This is a genomic window from Aeromonas caviae, assembly GCF_000819785.1.
GTDB lineage: Bacteria > Pseudomonadota > Gammaproteobacteria > Enterobacterales > Aeromonadaceae > Aeromonas > Aeromonas caviae.
In genome coordinates this window covers 1-17,797 of record NZ_CDBK01000084.1, presented here as the reverse complement: position 1 = coordinate 17,797, position 17,797 = coordinate 1, and the positions used below count along the sequence as shown (strand labels likewise).

Annotated in this window: 13 protein-coding genes; 7 read left to right on the top strand and 6 right to left on the bottom strand. The window is 53.8% G+C overall.

Annotated elements, in window-relative coordinates; translation table 11 throughout:
- Position 1 precedes the first annotated feature (1 nt).
- The 4 genes from BN1120_RS13625 to BN1120_RS21350 all read left to right on the top strand — a co-directional run bounded on the left by BN1120_RS13625 (position 2) and on the right by BN1120_RS21350 (position 7,046).
- Complete coding sequence (locus BN1120_RS13625) at positions 2–2,047, top strand: DUF262 domain-containing protein (RefSeq protein WP_042016505.1); 2,046 nt, start codon at positions 2–4, stop codon at positions 2,045–2,047.
- A gap of 116 nt (positions 2,048–2,163) precedes the next feature.
- The gene (locus BN1120_RS13620; RefSeq protein ID WP_042016504.1) at positions 2,164–5,268 is read left to right on the top strand and encodes a type I restriction endonuclease subunit R; all 3,105 of its coding nucleotides are present in this window, start codon (positions 2,164–2,166) and stop codon (positions 5,266–5,268) included.
- The gene (locus BN1120_RS13615; protein ID WP_039038872.1) at positions 5,268–5,981 is read left to right on the top strand and encodes a M48 family metallopeptidase; all 714 of its coding nucleotides are present in this window, start codon (positions 5,268–5,270) and stop codon (positions 5,979–5,981) included. Before BN1120_RS13620 ends, BN1120_RS13615 begins: the two co-directional genes overlap by 1 nt.
- Entirely contained in the window at positions 5,982–7,046 is a 1,065-nt protein-coding gene (locus tag BN1120_RS21350) for a hypothetical protein (protein ID WP_145983755.1), read from the top strand.
- A 137-nt stretch (positions 7,047–7,183) separates the two neighbouring features.
- On the opposite strand, the gene BN1120_RS21600 is transcribed toward BN1120_RS21350, so the two are convergent.
- A complete protein-coding gene (locus BN1120_RS21600) occupies positions 7,184–7,342 on the bottom strand; it encodes a hypothetical protein (protein WP_162901958.1) in 159 nt (52 codons plus the stop codon).
- 1,539 nt (positions 7,343–8,881) lie between these two features.
- Here BN1120_RS21600 and BN1120_RS21345 point away from each other — a divergent pair.
- Positions 8,882–9,058, top strand: a complete 177-nt coding sequence (locus BN1120_RS21345; protein ID WP_154676069.1) for a hypothetical protein — start codon at positions 8,882–8,884, stop codon at positions 9,056–9,058.
- A gap of 459 nt (positions 9,059–9,517) precedes the next feature.
- Here BN1120_RS21345 and fabF read toward each other — a convergent pair whose 3' ends face one another.
- From fabF to BN1120_RS13590, 5 genes are all read right to left on the bottom strand, one after another.
- Positions 9,518–10,801, bottom strand: a complete 1,284-nt coding sequence (fabF, locus tag BN1120_RS13610; protein WP_231959387.1) for a beta-ketoacyl-ACP synthase II — start codon at positions 10,799–10,801, stop codon at positions 9,518–9,520.
- Positions 10,802–10,849: 48 nt separating this feature from the next.
- Positions 10,850–11,656, bottom strand: coding sequence for an oxidoreductase (locus tag BN1120_RS13605; RefSeq protein ID WP_042016503.1), 807 nt, complete (start codon positions 11,654–11,656; stop codon positions 10,850–10,852).
- A gap of 38 nt (positions 11,657–11,694) precedes the next feature.
- Positions 11,695–14,757: an efflux RND transporter permease subunit gene (locus BN1120_RS13600; protein WP_042016502.1), complete on the bottom strand. Its 3,063-nt coding sequence runs from the start codon at positions 14,755–14,757 to the stop codon at positions 11,695–11,697.
- Positions 14,754–15,869 (bottom strand): efflux RND transporter periplasmic adaptor subunit, encoded by a 1,116-nt coding sequence (locus tag BN1120_RS13595; protein ID WP_041215319.1) that lies wholly within the window; start codon positions 15,867–15,869, stop codon positions 14,754–14,756. Before BN1120_RS13595 ends, BN1120_RS13600 begins: the two co-directional genes overlap by 4 nt.
- 78 nt (positions 15,870–15,947) lie before the next feature.
- On the bottom strand, positions 15,948–16,565 hold the full coding sequence (locus tag BN1120_RS13590; RefSeq protein WP_041215923.1) for a TetR/AcrR family transcriptional regulator: 618 nt from the start codon (positions 16,563–16,565) through the stop codon (positions 15,948–15,950).
- A gap of 117 nt (positions 16,566–16,682) precedes the next feature.
- Between BN1120_RS13590 and BN1120_RS21595 the strand changes: the two genes are divergently transcribed.
- Both BN1120_RS21595 and BN1120_RS21965 read left to right on the top strand, forming a co-directional pair.
- Complete coding sequence (locus BN1120_RS21595; RefSeq protein WP_197713261.1) at positions 16,683–17,120, top strand: outer membrane factor lipoprotein domain-containing protein; 438 nt, start codon at positions 16,683–16,685, stop codon at positions 17,118–17,120.
- Positions 17,121–17,129: 9 nt separating this feature from the next.
- Positions 17,130–17,699: a TolC family protein gene (locus BN1120_RS21965; protein ID WP_197713290.1), complete on the top strand. Its 570-nt coding sequence runs from the start codon at positions 17,130–17,132 to the stop codon at positions 17,697–17,699.
- Positions 17,700–17,797: the final 98 nt, after the last annotated feature.

Here is a 17,797-nt window from a genome sequence, read left to right as displayed (position 1 = left end):
GATGCAACATGAATCAAAATTGACCACGTTGGCCGACATCATTGCAGATAAGCGCCTCTTCAATATCCCTATCTATCAACGCCTTTACGTGTGGGGCAGTGATCAGATCAAAGTTCTGCTCGATGATCTGGTTGCGGCCTGCGAGGCAGACAAGGACGTGTTTTACCTAGGGGGGACACTGGTCATTGAACAGGGGAGGACTGCATGTGGGCATCCTTTGCTGGATCTTATCGATGGCCAGCAACGTTTTACGACCTTGTGGCTGCTGAGTGTGGTGATGGAGCGTCTGCTCCCACCCTCAAGGGACGAGCAAACCGCTCATAACCCTCTGACTGATTTTCGCTGTGCCTGGTTTGGAGATAATCGTGAACCACGTATCCGGTTTGCTATTCGTCCCGGTGTTAGCCGCTTTTTCACGGCGTTGCTTGATGGCCGCGCTGTGCCTGATGAGCCGCAAGCGTCGGCGTTGAGCTATGCGATGCAGGTGATGGAGGGGTATTTCTCAGACAGGACGGATGAACGCAGCCGTGTTGATCTTGTCAAACTGGGCCGTTTTATTCGTGAGCGGGTACAACTGGTTCTGACCCGGGTTCCCGCTAACACGGATCTCAACAAGTTGTTTGAGGTTATCAATAATCGCGGTGTGCAATTGCAGCATCATGAAATTCTGAAGGCTCGCTTGCTGGCATTGTTGCCAGAGAGAAGTGAACGGGAAGTTTATGGTCAGATGTGGGATGCATGCTCGTTTATGGGCGCCTATGTCGAGAAGAATCTGCGTACCGTCAAGGGGCTAAAACTTATACCTCTTTATGATGCGGATGAAGCAAAACGCGATCAGGAGCGGCTCGCAGATCCCTTGGCTGTACGTGATGCCTTGCTCGCGCTTGATAATCAGCAGGACATCAAGCCTCATTCACTGGAAGAGATCCTCAATGGTGCGGCACTCCTGACGGAGCCATCCAGTGGTGAGACAAGAAATGAGGAGGAGTATGAGGCGGATGATGTGCGCAGCGTTATTGGCTTCCCCATGTTGTTGCAGCATGTGTTACGCCTCTTTCTGTTACGGTCGCAGCGTGACGACATCAACAAGATCCTGGACAAAGAGTTGTTACAGATTTTCCAGAGCCACTGGCTGGAAGGGCTGTCCCAGTGTGACAAGCAGAAGCAGGCCAATGAGGTGCGTTATTTTATCGAGCTGTTGTGGCGCTGCCGCTATCTGTTCGATAAACACGTCATCAAGTGGATCAGCGATGAAAATAATGAAGAAAATCATGGTATTCGCCGGCTCAGGGTTAATGAAAGCCGAGGCTACCGGAGCCTGATCCGAGATAGCCGTGATGCCGAAAGCAACTTTGCCATGCTGCAAAGCATGCTCTATCACTCGCAGCAATTGACCACTCATTACTGGTTAACCCCGCTGCTGAATTATCTGTTGGATCATGGCGGTGAAAACGCTCATTGCTATCTCCAGTATCTGGATAACCACCTGTTGTGCAGTGAAAGTGAACAGCCTCTTATCGTGCGAACCCGTGAGTTTGTACTCAATCCATGGAGTCGGGCTTATCCGCTTCGTGATATGCAGGCGGTGCTGACCGCCAATGAGGGGACTGACTTTTCTCATTACTGGTTCTACAAGCTGGAATACATTTTGTGGGATCGCTACCGCACCCAGAAAGGAAGTGCGTGGCAGGCGTTTCGGATGACTGCCAGAAACTCGGTGGAACATGTCTCGCCACAGCAGCCTGAGTCCTTTGACACCAATCAAGTAGCCCCTGAATTACGCGACTGTTTTGGCAATTTGGGTCTGGTGTCACGCAGCATCAACTCGGAATACGGCAACAAGCCCTATGCCGAAAAACGAGCGCGCTTTCGTGAGCGAAATGCCGCAAGGGTTGATTCTCTAAAGTTGGCGCTGATTTATGAACATGAACAGTGGAATGGTGAGCGGGCGCAGGCCCATCAGCAAAAAATGATTGAAGAGTATCAGAAGTATTTTGCGGCTGTTGAACGTTATCTAGGCACCATAGGGACCTCTGCTGAAGAGTGATGTTTATCACTATCAGTCGTTTTGCTCCGGGTGTTTATCAACGACGGTGTTGAGTAACCCTGGAAACCTGATGAGCCCGGTTGGGCTGCTTGGTTTGATTAGAAGGAATGACAACAGTGACAACTGTCGGCCAACGTGAACGAGCTACCCAGCAGCGAGTCGTCCGTTTTTTTAGCGAGACACTGGGCTATCGCTATCTGGGTAACTGGCATACCCGCCCCAACAATCGCAATGTCGAGCCCGCCTTGCTGACCAGTTGGTTGGCTGGGCGTGGGGTGGATGGCGCGCTTATTCCCCGAGTCCTGCGCCAGCTGGAGCGGGCGGCCAGCCTGGGGGAGGGGCGTCAGCTCTATGATGCCAATAAAGAGGTCTACCGACTGCTGCGCTATGGCGTTAAGGAGAAGAGCGGGGCGGGTGAGCAGCATCAGACCGTCTGGCTGGTAGATTGGGCCAATCCTGAGGCTAACGACTTTGCCATCGCCGAGGAGGTGACGGTCGCGGGGGAGAATACCAAGCGGCCGGATCTGGTGCTCTACGTTAACGGTATTGCGCTAGGGGTGATCGAGCTCAAGCGCTCCACCGTCTCTATCGGTGAAGGGATCCGGCAAAACCTCGACAACCAGCAACAGGATTTCATTCGCAATTTTTTCACCACTCAACAGTTGCTCATGGCAGGCAACGACAGCCAGGGTCTGCGGTACGGTACCATCGAAACCCCTGAGAAATATTATCTGGAGTGGAAAGAGGCCGGCTCTTTGCTGGATGGAAATCCGTTGGATCGCCACCTGGCCCAGCTCTGCGAGAAGGGGCGCTTTCTTGAGTTAATTCACAACTTTATTGTCTTCGATAGTGGGGTTAAGAAAACCTGTCGCCATAACCAGTATTTCGGGATCTCGGCAGCTAAGCGGTTTATTGAACGTCATGAGGGCGGGATCATCTGGCATACCCAGGGCAGCGGTAAAAGCCTGACCATGGTGTGGCTGGCCAAGTGGATCCGAGAGAATGTCGCTGATAGTCGGGTCTTGATCATCACTGACCGTACCGAGCTCGATGAGCAGATAGAGAAAGTATTTGCCGGGGTTGAAGAGGAGATCCTGCGTACCAAGAGTGGGGCCGATCTGGTACGCCGTCTTAACGAGGCACACCCTTGGCTGCTTTGCTCTTTGGTACACAAATTTGGCCGACACACGGAAGAAGAAGATGAGACGGCTGAGCGAGATGACGATGAATTTATCGCCGAGCTCAAAGCCAGCCTGCCGGCTGATTTTGCGGCCAAGGGCAAACTCTTTGTGTTTGTGGATGAGTGCCACCGTACCCAGTCGGGCAAGTTGCATGGGGCCATGAAGAGCATATTGCCCGAGGCACTTTTTATTGGCTTCACCGGCACACCCCTGATGAAGAAGGATAAGAAGAAGTCGGTAGAGGTGTTTGGACCCTTCATTCACACCTACAAGTTTGACGAGGCGGTGAGCGATGGGGTGGTGCTGGACTTGCGTTATGAGGCCCGCGACATTGACCAACGGGTCAAGTCCCAGGCCAAGGTGGATGAATGGTTCGAGGTGAAGACCAAGGCGCTCTCCCGACTTGGTCGCCAGCAGTTAAAAGAGAAGTGGGCCTCGATGCAGAAGCTGCTCTCGAGCCGCTCACGACTCGAGCAGATCGTGGCCGATATCCTGCTCGATTTTGACCGTAAACAGCGCCTGGCGGATGGCCGTGGCAATGCCATGCTGGTGTGCTCCAGTGTCTATCAGGCTTGCAAAAGCTATGAGCTGTTCAGTCAGGCAGGATTTGCTGACAAGTGTGCCATCATCACCAGCTATCAGCCTAATGCCAGTAACATCAAAGGACAGACGACCGGTGCTGGGTTGACCGAAAAGCTGGCGAAATACCATATCTATCGCAAGATGCTGGCGAACTTTTTCGGCCAGAGCGAGGATGAGGCTGGCAAGCGGGTGGAGGAGTTTGAGAAAACGGTCAAACAGCGCTTTATCAAGGAGCCTGGTCGGATGCGGCTGCTGATTGTCGTGGACAAGCTGTTGACCGGTTTCGATGCGCCGTCGGCGACCTACCTTTACATCGATAAAAAGATGGCCGATCACAACCTTTTTCAAGCTATCTGTCGGGTCAACCGGCTCGATGGTGCCGATAAGGAGTATGGCTACATCGTCGATTACAAGGATCTGTTTCGCTCTCTTGAGAAGACCGTCAAGGATTATACGGCCGAGGCGTTTGAAGGCTATGACAAGGAGGATGTCGCTGGGTTACTCAAAGATCGCTTGGCGCAAGGACGGCAGGATCTTGACGACGCTCTGGAGGTAGTGCGAACGCTCTGCGAACCGGTCAAGGCTCCCCGCGAGGAGTTGGATTATCAGCACTACTTCTGCTGTGCTCCGGGGGCAAACGAAGATGAGCTGCTCGACAAGGAGGCGCTGCGTCTAACCCTTTATCAATATGTCGCCAAGCTTATCCGTGCGTTCACCGCGTTGGCGGGGGAGATGGAAGAGGCCGGTTATAGCGCGAGCCAGGCTGCTGTAATCCGTCGTGAGGTGGAGCACTACAGCAAGGTGCGCTACATGATCAAAGTAGCCAGTAGTGATCACGTCGATATGAAGCAATTCGAGCCGGCGATGCGCCAGATGCTGGATCTCTATATTGATGCTGACCCCAGTGAAACCCTTATGGACTTTGAAGAGCTGGGATTGCTGGAGCTGATCATCGAGCGGGGAGCTGAAGGGCTTGAGGGGGCGCCTGAGGGACTGCGTAAAGACCCCGAGGCTATGGCTGAGGCGATTGAAAACAACGTGCGACGGACCATCGTCGACGAGAATCCGGTTAACCCCAAGTACTACGAAAAGATGTCGGTGCTGCTCGATGAGCTGATTGAGCTGCGTCGCTCTCAGGCTATCTCTTACCAGGAGTATCTGGAAAAGGTGCGCGAGCTGGCCATGAAGGTGAAACGTCCAGCCAGCGCGGGGGCACAGACCTACCCTGCGAGTGTAGATACCTCAGCCAAGCGCGCGCTATATGACAATTTGGGCTGCGATGAAGTGCTGGTGACCAAGATCGATACTGCCGTCAGATATACCAAAAAAGCGGACTGGCTCGGTGATCGCTTCAAAGAGCGGGAGGTTGCCTTTGCTATTGCCGAAGAGATCAAAGAGTACGATGTGACCGTCGCGGATGTGATGACCCTGGTAAAAGCCCAGCCGGAGTACCATTGATGGCGTTGGTTACCTTCGGTGAGCTGACGTTCGAGTTGCAGCGCAAGGGCATCAAAAACTTGCACATCAATGTATTACCCCCTGATGGACGGGTGCGTGTATCCGCGCCTGCTTCTTTGTCAGATACCGCCATTCGAGTTGCAGTGGTGCGAAGACTGGCCTGGATTCGACAGCAGCAGGCGGCGTTTGTTGCCCAGCCGCGCCAGAGCGAGCGCAAGATGTGTAGCGGAGAGACCCATTATCTTTGGGGACGAGGTTACCGGCTGGATGTGATTCAGACCGATGGTGACCATAGCGTCAAGTTACAGGGCGGCTGGATCCGTATGCGGGTGCCTGCACACTATGACGCAGACCGCCGCGAGGTGTTGCTCCTTGAGTGGTACCGCCAGTTGCTACGCCAGCGCTTGCCAGATCTTATCGCCAAGTGGCAGGAGACGTTAAAGGTGTCACCTTCCTTTGTGGGTATCAAACGCATGAAAACCATGTGGGGTAGCTGCAAAACAGATACTGCTCGCATCTGGATCAACCTCGAGTTGGTCAAGAAGCCCCCTGAATGCCTGGAATTTATTGTGGTTCACGAGATGGTGCATCTATTAGAGCGCAAGCATAACCAGCGATTTATCTCCCTGATGGATCTGCACCTGCCAAATTGGCGAGAGCACCGCGAGAAGCTCAACAAGATGCCGCTGGCGTTTAATCGGTGGGGGTATTAAATGTTTCTTTATGATCCATCGCAGTTTATCGAATGGCTTGGTTTTCCTTCACAAGGGGAATTTTTTCGAGGCGTGTTTACTTCCCCTAGCATAAATAAAGACAAGCTGTATCCTCCATGTGCCAAAACACTAAACAAGTATTTTTTATCATCAGGGGATGAGTGCCACAGTACTCAGTCAGAAAAATTCATCAAAAGATTGAAGGATATCTCAGTAACTAGGGGTGTTAGTGCTGATTTTTTTGATACGCCATCTGAACCCATACTAATATCGCAATTTGCGATTCGTGTGAAATGGCCAAGCATCTTCAAAGGCCTTCAAATCACAGGTTATTACCCACAAACGTGTGCGCAAGCAGAAAGTTTCCTATATGAATTGCAGATTTTATTGGATAGCCTAGATGGTCTTCGTGGGAGAAGTCGAGCCAAGAAAGTTTTAGAGAACGACTGGCTGAGAGCTAGTCTAATGGAGTTGAATGTAGAGTTGCGAGTCAATGATAGCGATTTTAACATGGGGCCTGAACAAAACAGGGTCCTGTTTAGAACTCTACATTATTTCAATATATATCTTTTTATTAAGATGCTAGCGGCGTTTGATGCTGATTTTAACCGCCATGTGTCGATGGAACACAAACAATCGATATTTCTCAAAATGATGCCTACATCTCCACTAGATAAGTGGGTACCTCATAGGTCTGGATTGTTCGAACCTCTTCTGAAACGTTTCGTATCCAAGTCAATAGGCTATCAGGCTTTTGCCAAGTACGCGGGTTGCAATGAAGATTCTATCGCAACTAGTTTACGTCAGTTTTATGCAAGAAAACGAAATCTAAAATTTAAAACGGTTAGAGAATGGTTACGTGGAGCACTTGAAGAGTTAGCCAAGACAGAAGATTTTGATGTCGAGGAAGTTCTTCACTATTGTGAGCCGATGTGGGGCGTAGCGGATATATTATCTGGATGGATTCATGTAACGGGTGATCCAGAACTGGATCATGAGGTTGTTACATGTTTTAGCCATTACAATCGATTTTATAATAAAGCTATAGGCAGCAGGGAGCCATAGGCTCCCTGAAAAAGTCATTCATCATCTTCATCATCAGGGCGCTCATCGTAGCCCCGACTCTGCCAGTAGGCATCGTGCTCGGGGTTTAATTGACGCGAGCGGTTATCGTCGTCATCTTTTTTAGACATGTTGTTTCCTTACTTTTTAGTTTCCGGTTTTGGCGGGGTGACTGCAGCGGTTTTTTGTGCACGCGCGGTGAAACTGTCTTTACTCACACCACCTCCGTTACTCCGCGCTTCAGCACTATGGATACGAGATACGGCTTCTGTGGTCATTGGTTTTTTGCTGTTGCTCATCATAGATCTCCTTGTCATCTCCAGTGGATGTACTGGATAGCGACAATGTATGGAAAATGAAGCCATCTAACAGGGGGCAAAAAATGGAAATTTCTGTAAGGTATGGTGCAGAGGGGAGTTGGAATGCCGAGATGTAGTGTCCGAAAAAACTGACCCCGTTTTCCGTCTGTGTTTACCAACTTTCGGTTGCTTTACTCCAGAGCTGCCAAGTTGAACAAGTCTGGATAATGGAATCACCAGAATACAACATTGATGAGAGCTGCATATATTATTAAATTTCAGAATCAGGTTTCTTCAATTTTTATTCTGGGGGGAGATGTGTTTTCTTTATTTTTTCTCCGCCAGTGAATGGAATCGTAATGCTATCACTCAGCATTAATATTATTTAAGAGGTTCTCTATATAGAGAACATTTCATCCTGAAATACATATTTAGAGTGAGATGTAAATGAAAGCCAGAATGAAAAGGTATAATTATTGAGCATCTATAATATAGCGCCGAAGGCTACACAATATGCATAATAAAGCCCCCTCAGTGCAGGGGAGCGTTTGAGGCTCATTAAGGGGACCTGGTTATAATTAATGGTATCCCATTGTACTATCGTAGGACAACACAATGAGATGAGTGTTTAAGTGGTTGCAACTGCATATCTAGTCACTATTTGTTCATGTTTTAATGAATTTTCTGAGTTATCTGTGTGGTAAGCAGGTTCACTAAGGGGAGATGTGGGAGTGTCTGCCAAAAAATGGCACCGCCAAATGCTCATTGCCATTTTGTGGCACAGATTTTTGACATTGAGATAGTAGTTTCTTTCACCTAAAAGATTGTTTTTTAAAACTCTATTTTTTAATTAGTCTGGTTTGTGTACATGATGAAACCATAGCTGTAAGCATGGAAAAATTTCCGATAAAAATTGCCATATTATGGCAATAGACCCTTCATATGCCATCAAGCAGACCTTGTCATTAACCTGTATTGAGGATGATATTTTAATGGTCGTAGCTTTGTTCAGATATGTGGCGTTGTTGTCTAAATTAGCCTGACTTCCCAGAGCCAGTTGGCTGTGACACGCGGACTTTCTTACTGGCGAACCAAGGGTGTTCAATTTGTTTATCGCGCTCACATAAGGTATTATTTATCATCCCTGCTCCAGTGCCAACCATCAACGTATTAAAATGCGCCATAATTATTTCTACCAGCGAGCGATTGAAGTGCCTTGTTCATGATAAGGATTTGAAGTTAATGGTAATGATCGGCTCATCGCCCCTTAAATTTGTTCCACTCAAGCCACATCGATTTGTGGTAAAAATTTCCTGTGCATAGTTTCACAAATTAGAAGGTTAACTTGCGGAAAATATACGCACCCTTGTATGAATGGGTATTTTAATATTATGTCGTGCACTCAAACTAAAACATCAATTCTGGTGGGATGAATGATGTCAAGGAGGTTCCTGATGGCTGTAGCATTGGTTGCACTACTACCATCGATGTCAACGTCATGGTACCCTGTTCCTTGTTGATAAGAATGGTGTGGAAAAGGTGTTTAACACCATTAACCAGCGCGTATCGGCTATGGGCAATTATTACGCAGGTCAACGTACAGATATCGTCAGCAATGGCGCTCCTGTAGATCTGGACTTCGAGGTAAAACAGATCCTCGTTATGAGCGATACCGTACTGAACGCCAACTGCATGACTTGTTGTGCTGTTCAATGAGAAAGTCGTTGGAGTACGCGATTCTTACGACCCTGACTTTGGTATCAAAGCGCCACCGTCTTTGGGATGGTATTTGCACTAACGAACAAGACATTCAAGACCTTCGCTGCACATAGCCCTGATGCCGCAAGCACGATGAAAATGCCAGATGGTAATCTTCGTGATTACTACGTATGGGCAAAAGGGTCTGGCGCGGACTTCATGCCGAGGAGGTTCCTGACCGCACTTTCGTCATGGCAATAGACAGCACGACCCTGACCAATGACAAACCGTACATGACTCCGGATAACACGGTAGGGGTACCCCGTTTTGTTATCCGGTTTGAAGCAGTATGACCACTCCCTTTGGTGGGCAACTGTCAGTTGATATCATCTCCATACAGGCGCTGAAGCGCCCCATGTCAGGTGACACAGTCCCTGTACCTATGCCGCAACTTTTCTAAAATGCGGTGTTACGGGCTTACTCCCAGCGATGCAATACTAGGCTGGCATTCACCCCACCAAAGCCAAAGCCGTTTGACAGAGCATATTTCATCGGCATGCGACGAGCGCTTGGCCCCACCACATTCAGATCCTCGGCCGCCGGGTCCGGGTTGACTAGGTTTAGTGTCGGTGGAACTATCTGATCGCGTAGTGCCAACACCGTAAAGATCGCCTCAATGCCTCCGGCGGCCCCGAGCAGATGTCCGGTGCTGGATTTGGTCGAGGCGATGGCGACTGGCGATCCTTCACCAAACACAGCACGGATGGCGGCAAGCTCCCCTTTGTCGCCAACCTGGGTGGATGTGGCATGAGCATTGATGTGCTGTACATCATTTGGCGTAATCCCAGCTTGGCGCAATGCCTGTCTCATGGCGCGTTGGGCGCCACCACCATCTTCTGGGCCTGCGGTCAAATGATAGGCATCGGCGCTGGTGCCATAGCCGACGATTTCGGCCAACGGCTGTGCGCCTCTTGCCAGAGCATGCTCGAGCGATTCGATCACCAGCAGCCCCGCACCTTCAGCCATGACGAACCCATCCCGGTTACTGTCAAATGGCCGTGATGCCTCCTGAGGCCGATCATTGAACCCCGTCGATAAGGCTCGCGCCGCGGCAAAACAACCCAGACTGACCTGATGGAGCGTCGCCTCACTACCACCGCATACGGCGACATCCGCCTCACCACTGCGAATCAACCGGGCGGCATCACCGATAGCCTGAACCCCAGCTGCACACGCGGTCACCGGTGCGCCCAGCGGCCCCTTGAAGCCATGGGCAATGGAGACGTGTCCAGCCGCCATATTGGCCAAAAAGGAGGGTGCCGTGAACGGTGACAGGCGACGGGGCCCACGAGAATCCGTGGTGCGAACTGCTTCCGCAATCGCGCCAAATCCGCCAACACCGGTCGCTATGATGGTCGCGGTACGCGCCTGTTCCTCTTCCAGGACAGGATGCCAGTTTGCCTGCGTCAGCGCTTCCTGGGCGGCGACCAGGGCAAACTCGATGAACCGATCCATTTTCTTGCGCTCCTTGGACGGAATAAACTGATCCGGGTCGTAACCCGCTTCGGGATCTTCTTCTGGCGAAGGGACTTGACCGCCGACCGCAGTTCCCGTTCCGTCGACCAGGTCATCCGGAAGCTGGCGAATGCCGGATTGCCCGGCTAATAACCGGCGCCACGTGATCTCGGCCCCGACGCCCAATGGCCCGACGATACCTATGCCCGTCACCACGATTCGTACCTTGTTCTGGCTATTCATCATTAAACCTCGTGATTCAATAAACAGAGTGAATGAAGCCCTACCGGGGGATCACTTCAATCCAAATGTTTTCCGGATGCCGGTATCCAACAGAGTTGTCGGCATGAAACGTCGGAGTATCCGAAGAAGAGAGGCTTCCCCCTTGGGCGTATGGCGCATCTTCCAGGGACCGAGGGCGGCATCGACAATCGTCCTGGCTACGCCATCGGGCTGGGGGGCTTTCTGGACGTTGTTCTGGATGGCTTGGGAAACGATGCCCAGATCCTTGCTGTAGTCGGCAATCTGGGTGGCCGTCTGAGGCGCATTGAGATCCAGGTTGGTTCGGGTGAAAGAGGGTTCGACAAGTGCCACCCGGATGCCGAATGGCCGCACCTCATGATCCAGCGTCCCGGAGAGCCCTTCCACGGCATGCTTGGAGGCCGAATAGAGCGCCATATAGGGTGCCGGCAGAAATCCCAGCACCGAGCTGATGTTGACGATGCGCCCGGAGCGCTGCGTGCGCATCTGCGGCAGCACCGCCTTGATGGTGCGCAGCAGGCCAAACAGATTGGTATCGAACAGTGCCTGGGCTTCGGCGATCGAGGTCTCTTCGGTCGCCCCCAGCAGGGTCACGCCCGCGCTGTTGACAAGCACATCGATACGCCCAACTTGCGCGATAATCGTCTGGATACCGCGTTCGACCGACACCTCGTCACGAATATCCATCTCGATGAGTTCAACACCGGCGATGAGGTTGGCCGTTGCCATATTGCGCACCGTGCCGAAGACCCGGCACCCCTGCTCGGCAAACTTCATCGCGCTGATACGGCCGATGCCTGAAGAGACGCCGGTAATGACAACGACATGGGAATGAGACATGGCAGTTCCTTTGGTGATGGTGAGTGAAGTGAGCAGAATCAGCTCCGTACTGGTTTGATTCTGAACCAGATGGAATACATGGCAGGCAGGAACACCAGCGTCAGGATAGTCCCGGCCAGGGTGCCGCCAATCAGGGTGTAGGCTAGCGTTCCCCAGAACACCGAATGGGTCAGCGGAATGAAGGCCAGGATCGCCGCCAGTGCTGTCAGGATCACCGGGCGCGCACGCTGCACCGTCGCTTCGACCAGCGCACGGAAAGGATCCAGCCCGGCTTGTTCGTTTTCACGGATCTGGCCGATCAGGATCAGCGTGTTGCGCATCAATATGCCCGACAAGGCAATCAAACCGACCAGCGCATTGATGCCGAAGGGCTGCTGAAACAGCAGCAGCGTCGGCACCACACCGATCAACCCCAGCGGACTGGTCAGGAAGACCATGACCATAGCGGCCATCGAGCGCACCTGCAGGATGATGATGAGCAGGGTAATGGCCAGCATGATGGGGAAGATCGGTAGCATGGCCACCGTCGCCTTGCCGGACTCTTCGATGGATCCCGCCTCCACGATGCTATAGCCACTGGGCAGCTGATTCATGATGGTCTGCAGTTGCTGAGTCATCAGCGCCGACACATCCGGTGGCTGCAAACCATCGGCAATGTCACCGCGTACCGTGATCGTCGGCGTGCGATCCCGCCGGCGCAGGATAGGGTCTTCCATGCGCACCTCGACCTGCCCCACCTGTGACAACGGGATACGCTGCCCACTGGATCCGACCAGTGAGAAACCCGCGATCTGGGCAGGATCAAGACGGATGGTGCCAGCCGCCCGGCCCACAACTTGCACCGAGCGGATATCCTCACGCACCTCCGTCAGCGGTGCCCCGCTTAGCAGAAACTGCAACTGCAAGGCGACCGAGCTGGAGCTCAGACCCAGAGCGTGAAGCCGGTCCTGGTCGAGGGTAAAATGCAGGGTCGGAACGCGCGGCCCCCAGTCTGAATTGACGGTGCGCATCATAGGGCTGGCCTGCATGATGGTCTCGACTTCGGCAGCAATCTTGCGCAGCTGCTGCGGATCCGGCCCCATGACGCGGTAGGCGACCGGGAAGGGCGAAGGCGGTCCGAACACGATCTGGGTAACACGTACCCGAGCCTCGGGTGCCAGACCATCGGCGATGGCCTGACGCAATCTGGACTTGAGCGTTTCCCGCTCCTGATCGTTGTCTGTGAGCACCACTATTTTGGCAAACGAAGGATCAGGCAGTTCGGGGGACATCGCCAGGAAGAAGCGGGGCGCACCCTGGCCGACGTAGGCGGTGACGATCCTGGCTTCTGCTTGTTGGGCCAGCCAGGCTTCGACCTTCTGCGCTGCGGCGCTGGTTTGCTCGATCGAGGTGCCATAGGGCATCTGCACCTCCACCAAGACTTCTGGCCGATCCGAGATCGGGAAGAACTGTTTTTTGACCACCGCCATGCCGAGCACCGACATCACGAACAGCACGATCACGGTACCGGCGACGAGCCACTTGCGGGTAATGACGCGCCCCAGCAATCGACGAAAGCGGTTGTAGCGTGGCGTGTCGTAGATGGCTTCATGCCCCCCTTCGACCCTCTTGAGGTCGGGCAACAGCTTGACACCGAGGTAGGGGGTGAACACCACGGCGACCACCCAGGAGGCGATGAGCGCTATGCCCACGATCCAGAACATGTTGCTGGTGTACTCCCCGGCCGTGGAGCGGGCAAAGCCGTTGGGCATGAAGCCGACCGCCGTGACCAGAGTGCCCGACAGCATGGGGGCTGCGGTATGGCTCCAGGCATAGGCCGAGGCCGCGATACGGTCATAGCCCTCTTCCATCTTCACCACCATCATTTCGATGGCGATGATGGCGTCGTCCACCAACAGACCGAGTGCCAGGATCAGCGACCCCAGGGTGATGCGGTCGAAATTCTTGCCACTTGCCAGCATTACCGCAAAGACGACGGCCAGTGTCAGCGGCACGGCGGCGGCAACCACGACACCGACGCGCCAACCCATGCTGACAAAACAGACCACCATAACCACGAGCAGGGCGACAAAGAACTTGATCATGAACTCGTCGACCGCCGAGCTGATATTGACGGCCTGGTCAGTCACCTTTGTCAGCGTCATGCCTAGTGGCAGTTCGGCGTTGATACGGGTGACTTCGGCCTCCAGCGCCTTGCCCAGATTGAGCCCGTTCCAGTCGTCGCGCATCACGACGCCGAGTAACAGCGCCGGTTCGCCGCCGTTACGAACCAGGAAGGTGGCCGGATCTTCATAACCGCGCTCGACGCTCGCCACATCTGACAACTTGAGCGTGCGTCCCTGGGCCACGATCGGGGTCTGACGGATCTTATCCAGCGTGTCGAAGGCGCCGTCAACGCGTACGAAGACCTGTGGCCCATTAGTTTCGATCGAGCCAGCTGGAGTCAACACGTTCTGGCTGTTGAGCGCGGCAAAGATCTCCTGCGGCGCCACACCCAGCGTGGCCAGACGCTCGTGGGAGAAGGAGACAAAGATGCGCTCTGGCTGCTCGCCGATGATGTTGACCTTCTTGACACCAGCCACGTGCAGCAGTTGCTGGCGCAACGCTTCTGCATCACGCACCAGCAGTCGCTGCGACTCCCCCTTTGCCTTGAGGGCAAAGAGCGCAAAGGTCACATCCGCATATTCGTCGTTGACCATTGGCCCAATCACGCCGGCAGGCAGTTTCCTAGCCTCGTCGCTTATCTTCTTGCGCGCCTGGTAGAACTCCTCCTGCACCTCGGACGGTGGTGCACTGTCGAGCAAGGAAACTAGCGTGAAGGCGAGGCCCGGACGGGTGAAGGTTTCGGTGCGGTCGTACCAGCGCAGCTCCTGCATGCGCTTCTCCAACGGCTCGGCAACCTGATCCTGCATCTCCTGCGCGGTCGCGCCCGGCCAGGCGGTGACTATGGTCATCTGTTTTATGGTGAACGGCGGGTCTTCCGCACGCCCTAACTGGAAGAACGACAGAACCCCGCCCAACGAGATCAGGAGGATCAGAAACAAGGTAATGGCGCGTTCACGCACCGCGAGTGCCGACAGGTTGAAACGATGCTGGCTCATGGTTGGCCCCCCGCTGCGGCGACGGTAGAGACTGGCGCTGCGACTCGGACCTGCGCTCCTTCATGCAGCAAGTGGGCTCCGAGTGCCACGATCAGATCCTCGCGCTGGATTTGGCCAGTCACTCGGGCAGAATCATCATCAAGCTGGAGGAGGGTGACCGGACGCCAGGCCACAGTGGCCGGCTCGCCCTGTAGAACCCAGACCCCAGGTCCCTTGCCAGCATCAAATAGAGCCCCGATAGGCACCTGCACGCCTCTTGGTGCGCCTACTCGTTCATCGGCGAGGTGAAGGGTCACCGTGGCCCCGAAGGGGGCATCTTGCAGGCTGCCGGTCAGTACATATCGGGCTTCATAGGTGCGCGTCGTAGGATCTGCGGCATCCGCCAGCTGACGAAGCGTCGCCATCGAGCCCTCATCTTGCCGGCCAAACCGTGTTGCTAGTCCTCGAGATCCCAGTGCGGGGCGCAAGGTTTCCGGCAATTGAATCACCGCCTCACGAGCCCCGGCATGAGCCACGCGGACCACGATTTGCCCACTATTCACCACTTGCCCTGGCTCGGCCAAAGTGGCCAGGACAGTCCCGTCCGCATCGGCCAGCAAATCTGCATACCGGGTTGCATTGCGTGCGACTTCCGCTTGCGCTTGGGCGGCGCGCAGTTGAGCTTTGGCCGTATCTGCTTCCGCCTTGACCTGGTCATACGCTGACACGGATATAGCCCCGGTTCCGCGTAACCTCCTGTAACGAGCCTCCTCTTCTGTTGCTTGTTTGACTCGCGCTTTAGCCGCCACAACAGACTCCTGTTGGGCATGGGCCGCAAGTTGTAGATCCACCGGGTCAATGCGCATCAGCAGTTGGCCCCGTGTCACGGTTTGCCCCACATCCACGAAACGCTCCAGCACCTTGCCCGAGACACGGAACCCCAAGTCACTCTCCACGCGAGCCGCCACCACCCCAGAGAAAGCGCGTGACTCGTTCCCGACATCCATGGCCCGGATTGTGCGAACCAAGAGTGGCTGAAGGCGTGGATCGGATGGTTTTTCTTCGCTGCAAGCAGTTAAGACCAGTGATAACGCAGTGACAACTGCCATTGAAAGTATGCGGTGACGCGACATACCTAAGCCCCTATGAAGTAGTATTCAGGAGGCCATTATTGCTCTAGTGACCAAATTCGTCAATGGTCACTGGTGGTTTTACGGTGCAAGGCTGCGCAGAACCAGATTAGCGAGTTGGATCGGAGCCTCGTCAATGGTATCGAAATTGTGTTGCAGGATAAGGGGGTTCAAATAAGGCCGAATGACGAGGTAAATAGCCGTCGTTATTTCGTCTAGGGGGGTTTTTCGCTCAAAGTCACCGCTTTGACGCCCTTCCTGGAGGATCTGTTGCAGTAGCGCCTTGATGTTCTGCTCATAGTTCATGGTGGCCTGCCAGCGCTCGGCAGCCGCCGAGGCGGCAATTTCGTAGAGCTTTTGATCACCCGAGAACAGACGGAAACTGGCCTGGGCAAGCTCTTTAAACAGACGGCGCAACTTCTCCGGCGGCTGATCAACGGCTTCAATGGCCCTGCGTACATCGGCCTCAATGCCATTCAGGCAATTGCTACAAATACTCTCGCCAATCGCTTGCTTGGAGGGGAAAAACTTATAGATGTAGGCTTTTGAAAAGCCGATTGATTTGGCCAAATCTGAGACGGTGGTTTTGCCGTAGCCGTAGCGGCTGAAGTGCTCGGTGGCGGCATGTACAATTTGGTCACGCACCTCGTGATCGACTGGGCCCCGACTCACGACCTGGCTGTCGCTTTCTTCACTCATCATTTTTCTCCCGGACGTCTAGACATTAGATTTTGGGATTTTACTGCGTCATAGCTAGATTAACAACGAGTGACCAAACTGTAACATCGTTACTCGTTGTCAATCTTGGATAAGAATATGGGTCAAAAATCCGCATCCATGATGTTGGCCATCACCAGCTTGCTGGCTGGTTGCGCATTTGGGCCTGACTACACACCATCAGAATTTTCCACTCCGAAACACGTTATGGGGCCATCCTCCCTGGAGGTTCAGGAAACCCGTAATCATGTCAATCTCCAAGTATGGTGGGTGCAATTTGGTGACCTGCAGCTGACTTGCTACATCACTCTGGCGTTGCAGCAAAATCTTGACCTGGCCCAAGCTAGAGCCCGCGTCACGCAGGCTCAAGCCGGACTTGGTGCGGTAGATGTAGCCTTGCTGCCGGTGGGAAACCTCTCCGGACAAGCGGCTCGCGCCTATCAATCCGTGGAAATACCACTGGGTCAGGTGTTGAATTCATCTCCCGGCTTTGACCGCCATGGCAACAGTTACGAAGCCAACCTGAACGCGAGCTAGGAACTCGATCTGTTTGGCGGTCTGCGCCGAGATCGGGAAGCCGCGCTGGCTGAGTATCAGGCCACCTCGGCGGGAATCGCGGCAACCCGACTGGCGGTTGCCGTACAAACCCCAAAAATGTACGTCAATATTCGCGTCATCCAATCCCGATTAGACATAGCCCGGCAACAGGTAGCGGTGCAGCAACAAATGCTGAAGCTGACCCAGCTCCTCTACACCCAGGGATTGGCCGCAGAGCGCCAAGTGCAGCAGCTTCAAGCTTCGCTCGCCCAATATCAGGCCGCAGTTCCCGTTCTTGAATCCGGTCTGGAGACCAGTATGGACGCTCTGGACGTCATGCTGGGCACTCCTCCTGGAACCCATAGGACAGAGCTGGCCACGCCTGTGCCGATCCCGTCGACGCCGGCCACTATCGGCATGGGGACGCCGGGTGAATTACTGACTCGCCGGCCCGGCCTCATCATCGCTGAGCGTCATCTGGCAGCGTCCAATGCCAGGGTTGACTCGGCGATGGCCGCATACTATCCGAATGAAAACATTGCGCGACTACGACATGGTATTGGGCACCCTCAGAGGTGACGAGATCGAGAGATCTATCAGCATACTCAAGCCCGGCGCCAAGATTGTTTCGTTTGTCGGGCCTCTGGATGCTGCTTTTACCAGTACCAGTACCAGTA

Excerpts from the sequence above, each read along its gene's own strand:
- BN1120_RS13595 (WP_041215319.1), bottom strand. The coding sequence starts at position 15,869 with ATGTCGCGTCACCGCATACTTTCAATGGCAGTTGTCACTGCGTTATCA.
- BN1120_RS13600 (WP_042016502.1), bottom strand. The coding sequence starts at position 14,757 with ATGAGCCAGCATCGTTTCAACCTGTCGGCACTCGCGGTGCGTGAACGC.
- fabF (WP_231959387.1), bottom strand. The coding sequence starts at position 10,801 with ATGATGAATAGCCAGAACAAGGTACGAATCGTGGTGACGGGCATAGGT.
- BN1120_RS13625 (WP_042016505.1), top strand. The coding sequence starts at position 2 with ATGCAACATGAATCAAAATTGACCACGTTGGCCGACATCATTGCAGAT.
- BN1120_RS13615 (WP_039038872.1), top strand. The coding sequence starts at position 5,268 with ATGGCGTTGGTTACCTTCGGTGAGCTGACGTTCGAGTTGCAGCGCAAG.
- BN1120_RS21350 (WP_145983755.1), top strand. The coding sequence starts at position 5,982 with ATGTTTCTTTATGATCCATCGCAGTTTATCGAATGGCTTGGTTTTCCT.
- BN1120_RS13590 (WP_041215923.1), bottom strand. The coding sequence starts at position 16,565 with ATGAGTGAAGAAAGCGACAGCCAGGTCGTGAGTCGGGGCCCAGTCGAT.
- BN1120_RS13605 (WP_042016503.1), bottom strand. The coding sequence starts at position 11,656 with ATGTCTCATTCCCATGTCGTTGTCATTACCGGCGTCTCTTCAGGCATC.
- BN1120_RS21600 (WP_162901958.1), bottom strand. The coding sequence starts at position 7,342 with ATGAGCAACAGCAAAAAACCAATGACCACAGAAGCCGTATCTCGTATC.
- BN1120_RS21595 (WP_197713261.1), top strand. The coding sequence starts at position 16,683 with ATGGGTCAAAAATCCGCATCCATGATGTTGGCCATCACCAGCTTGCTG.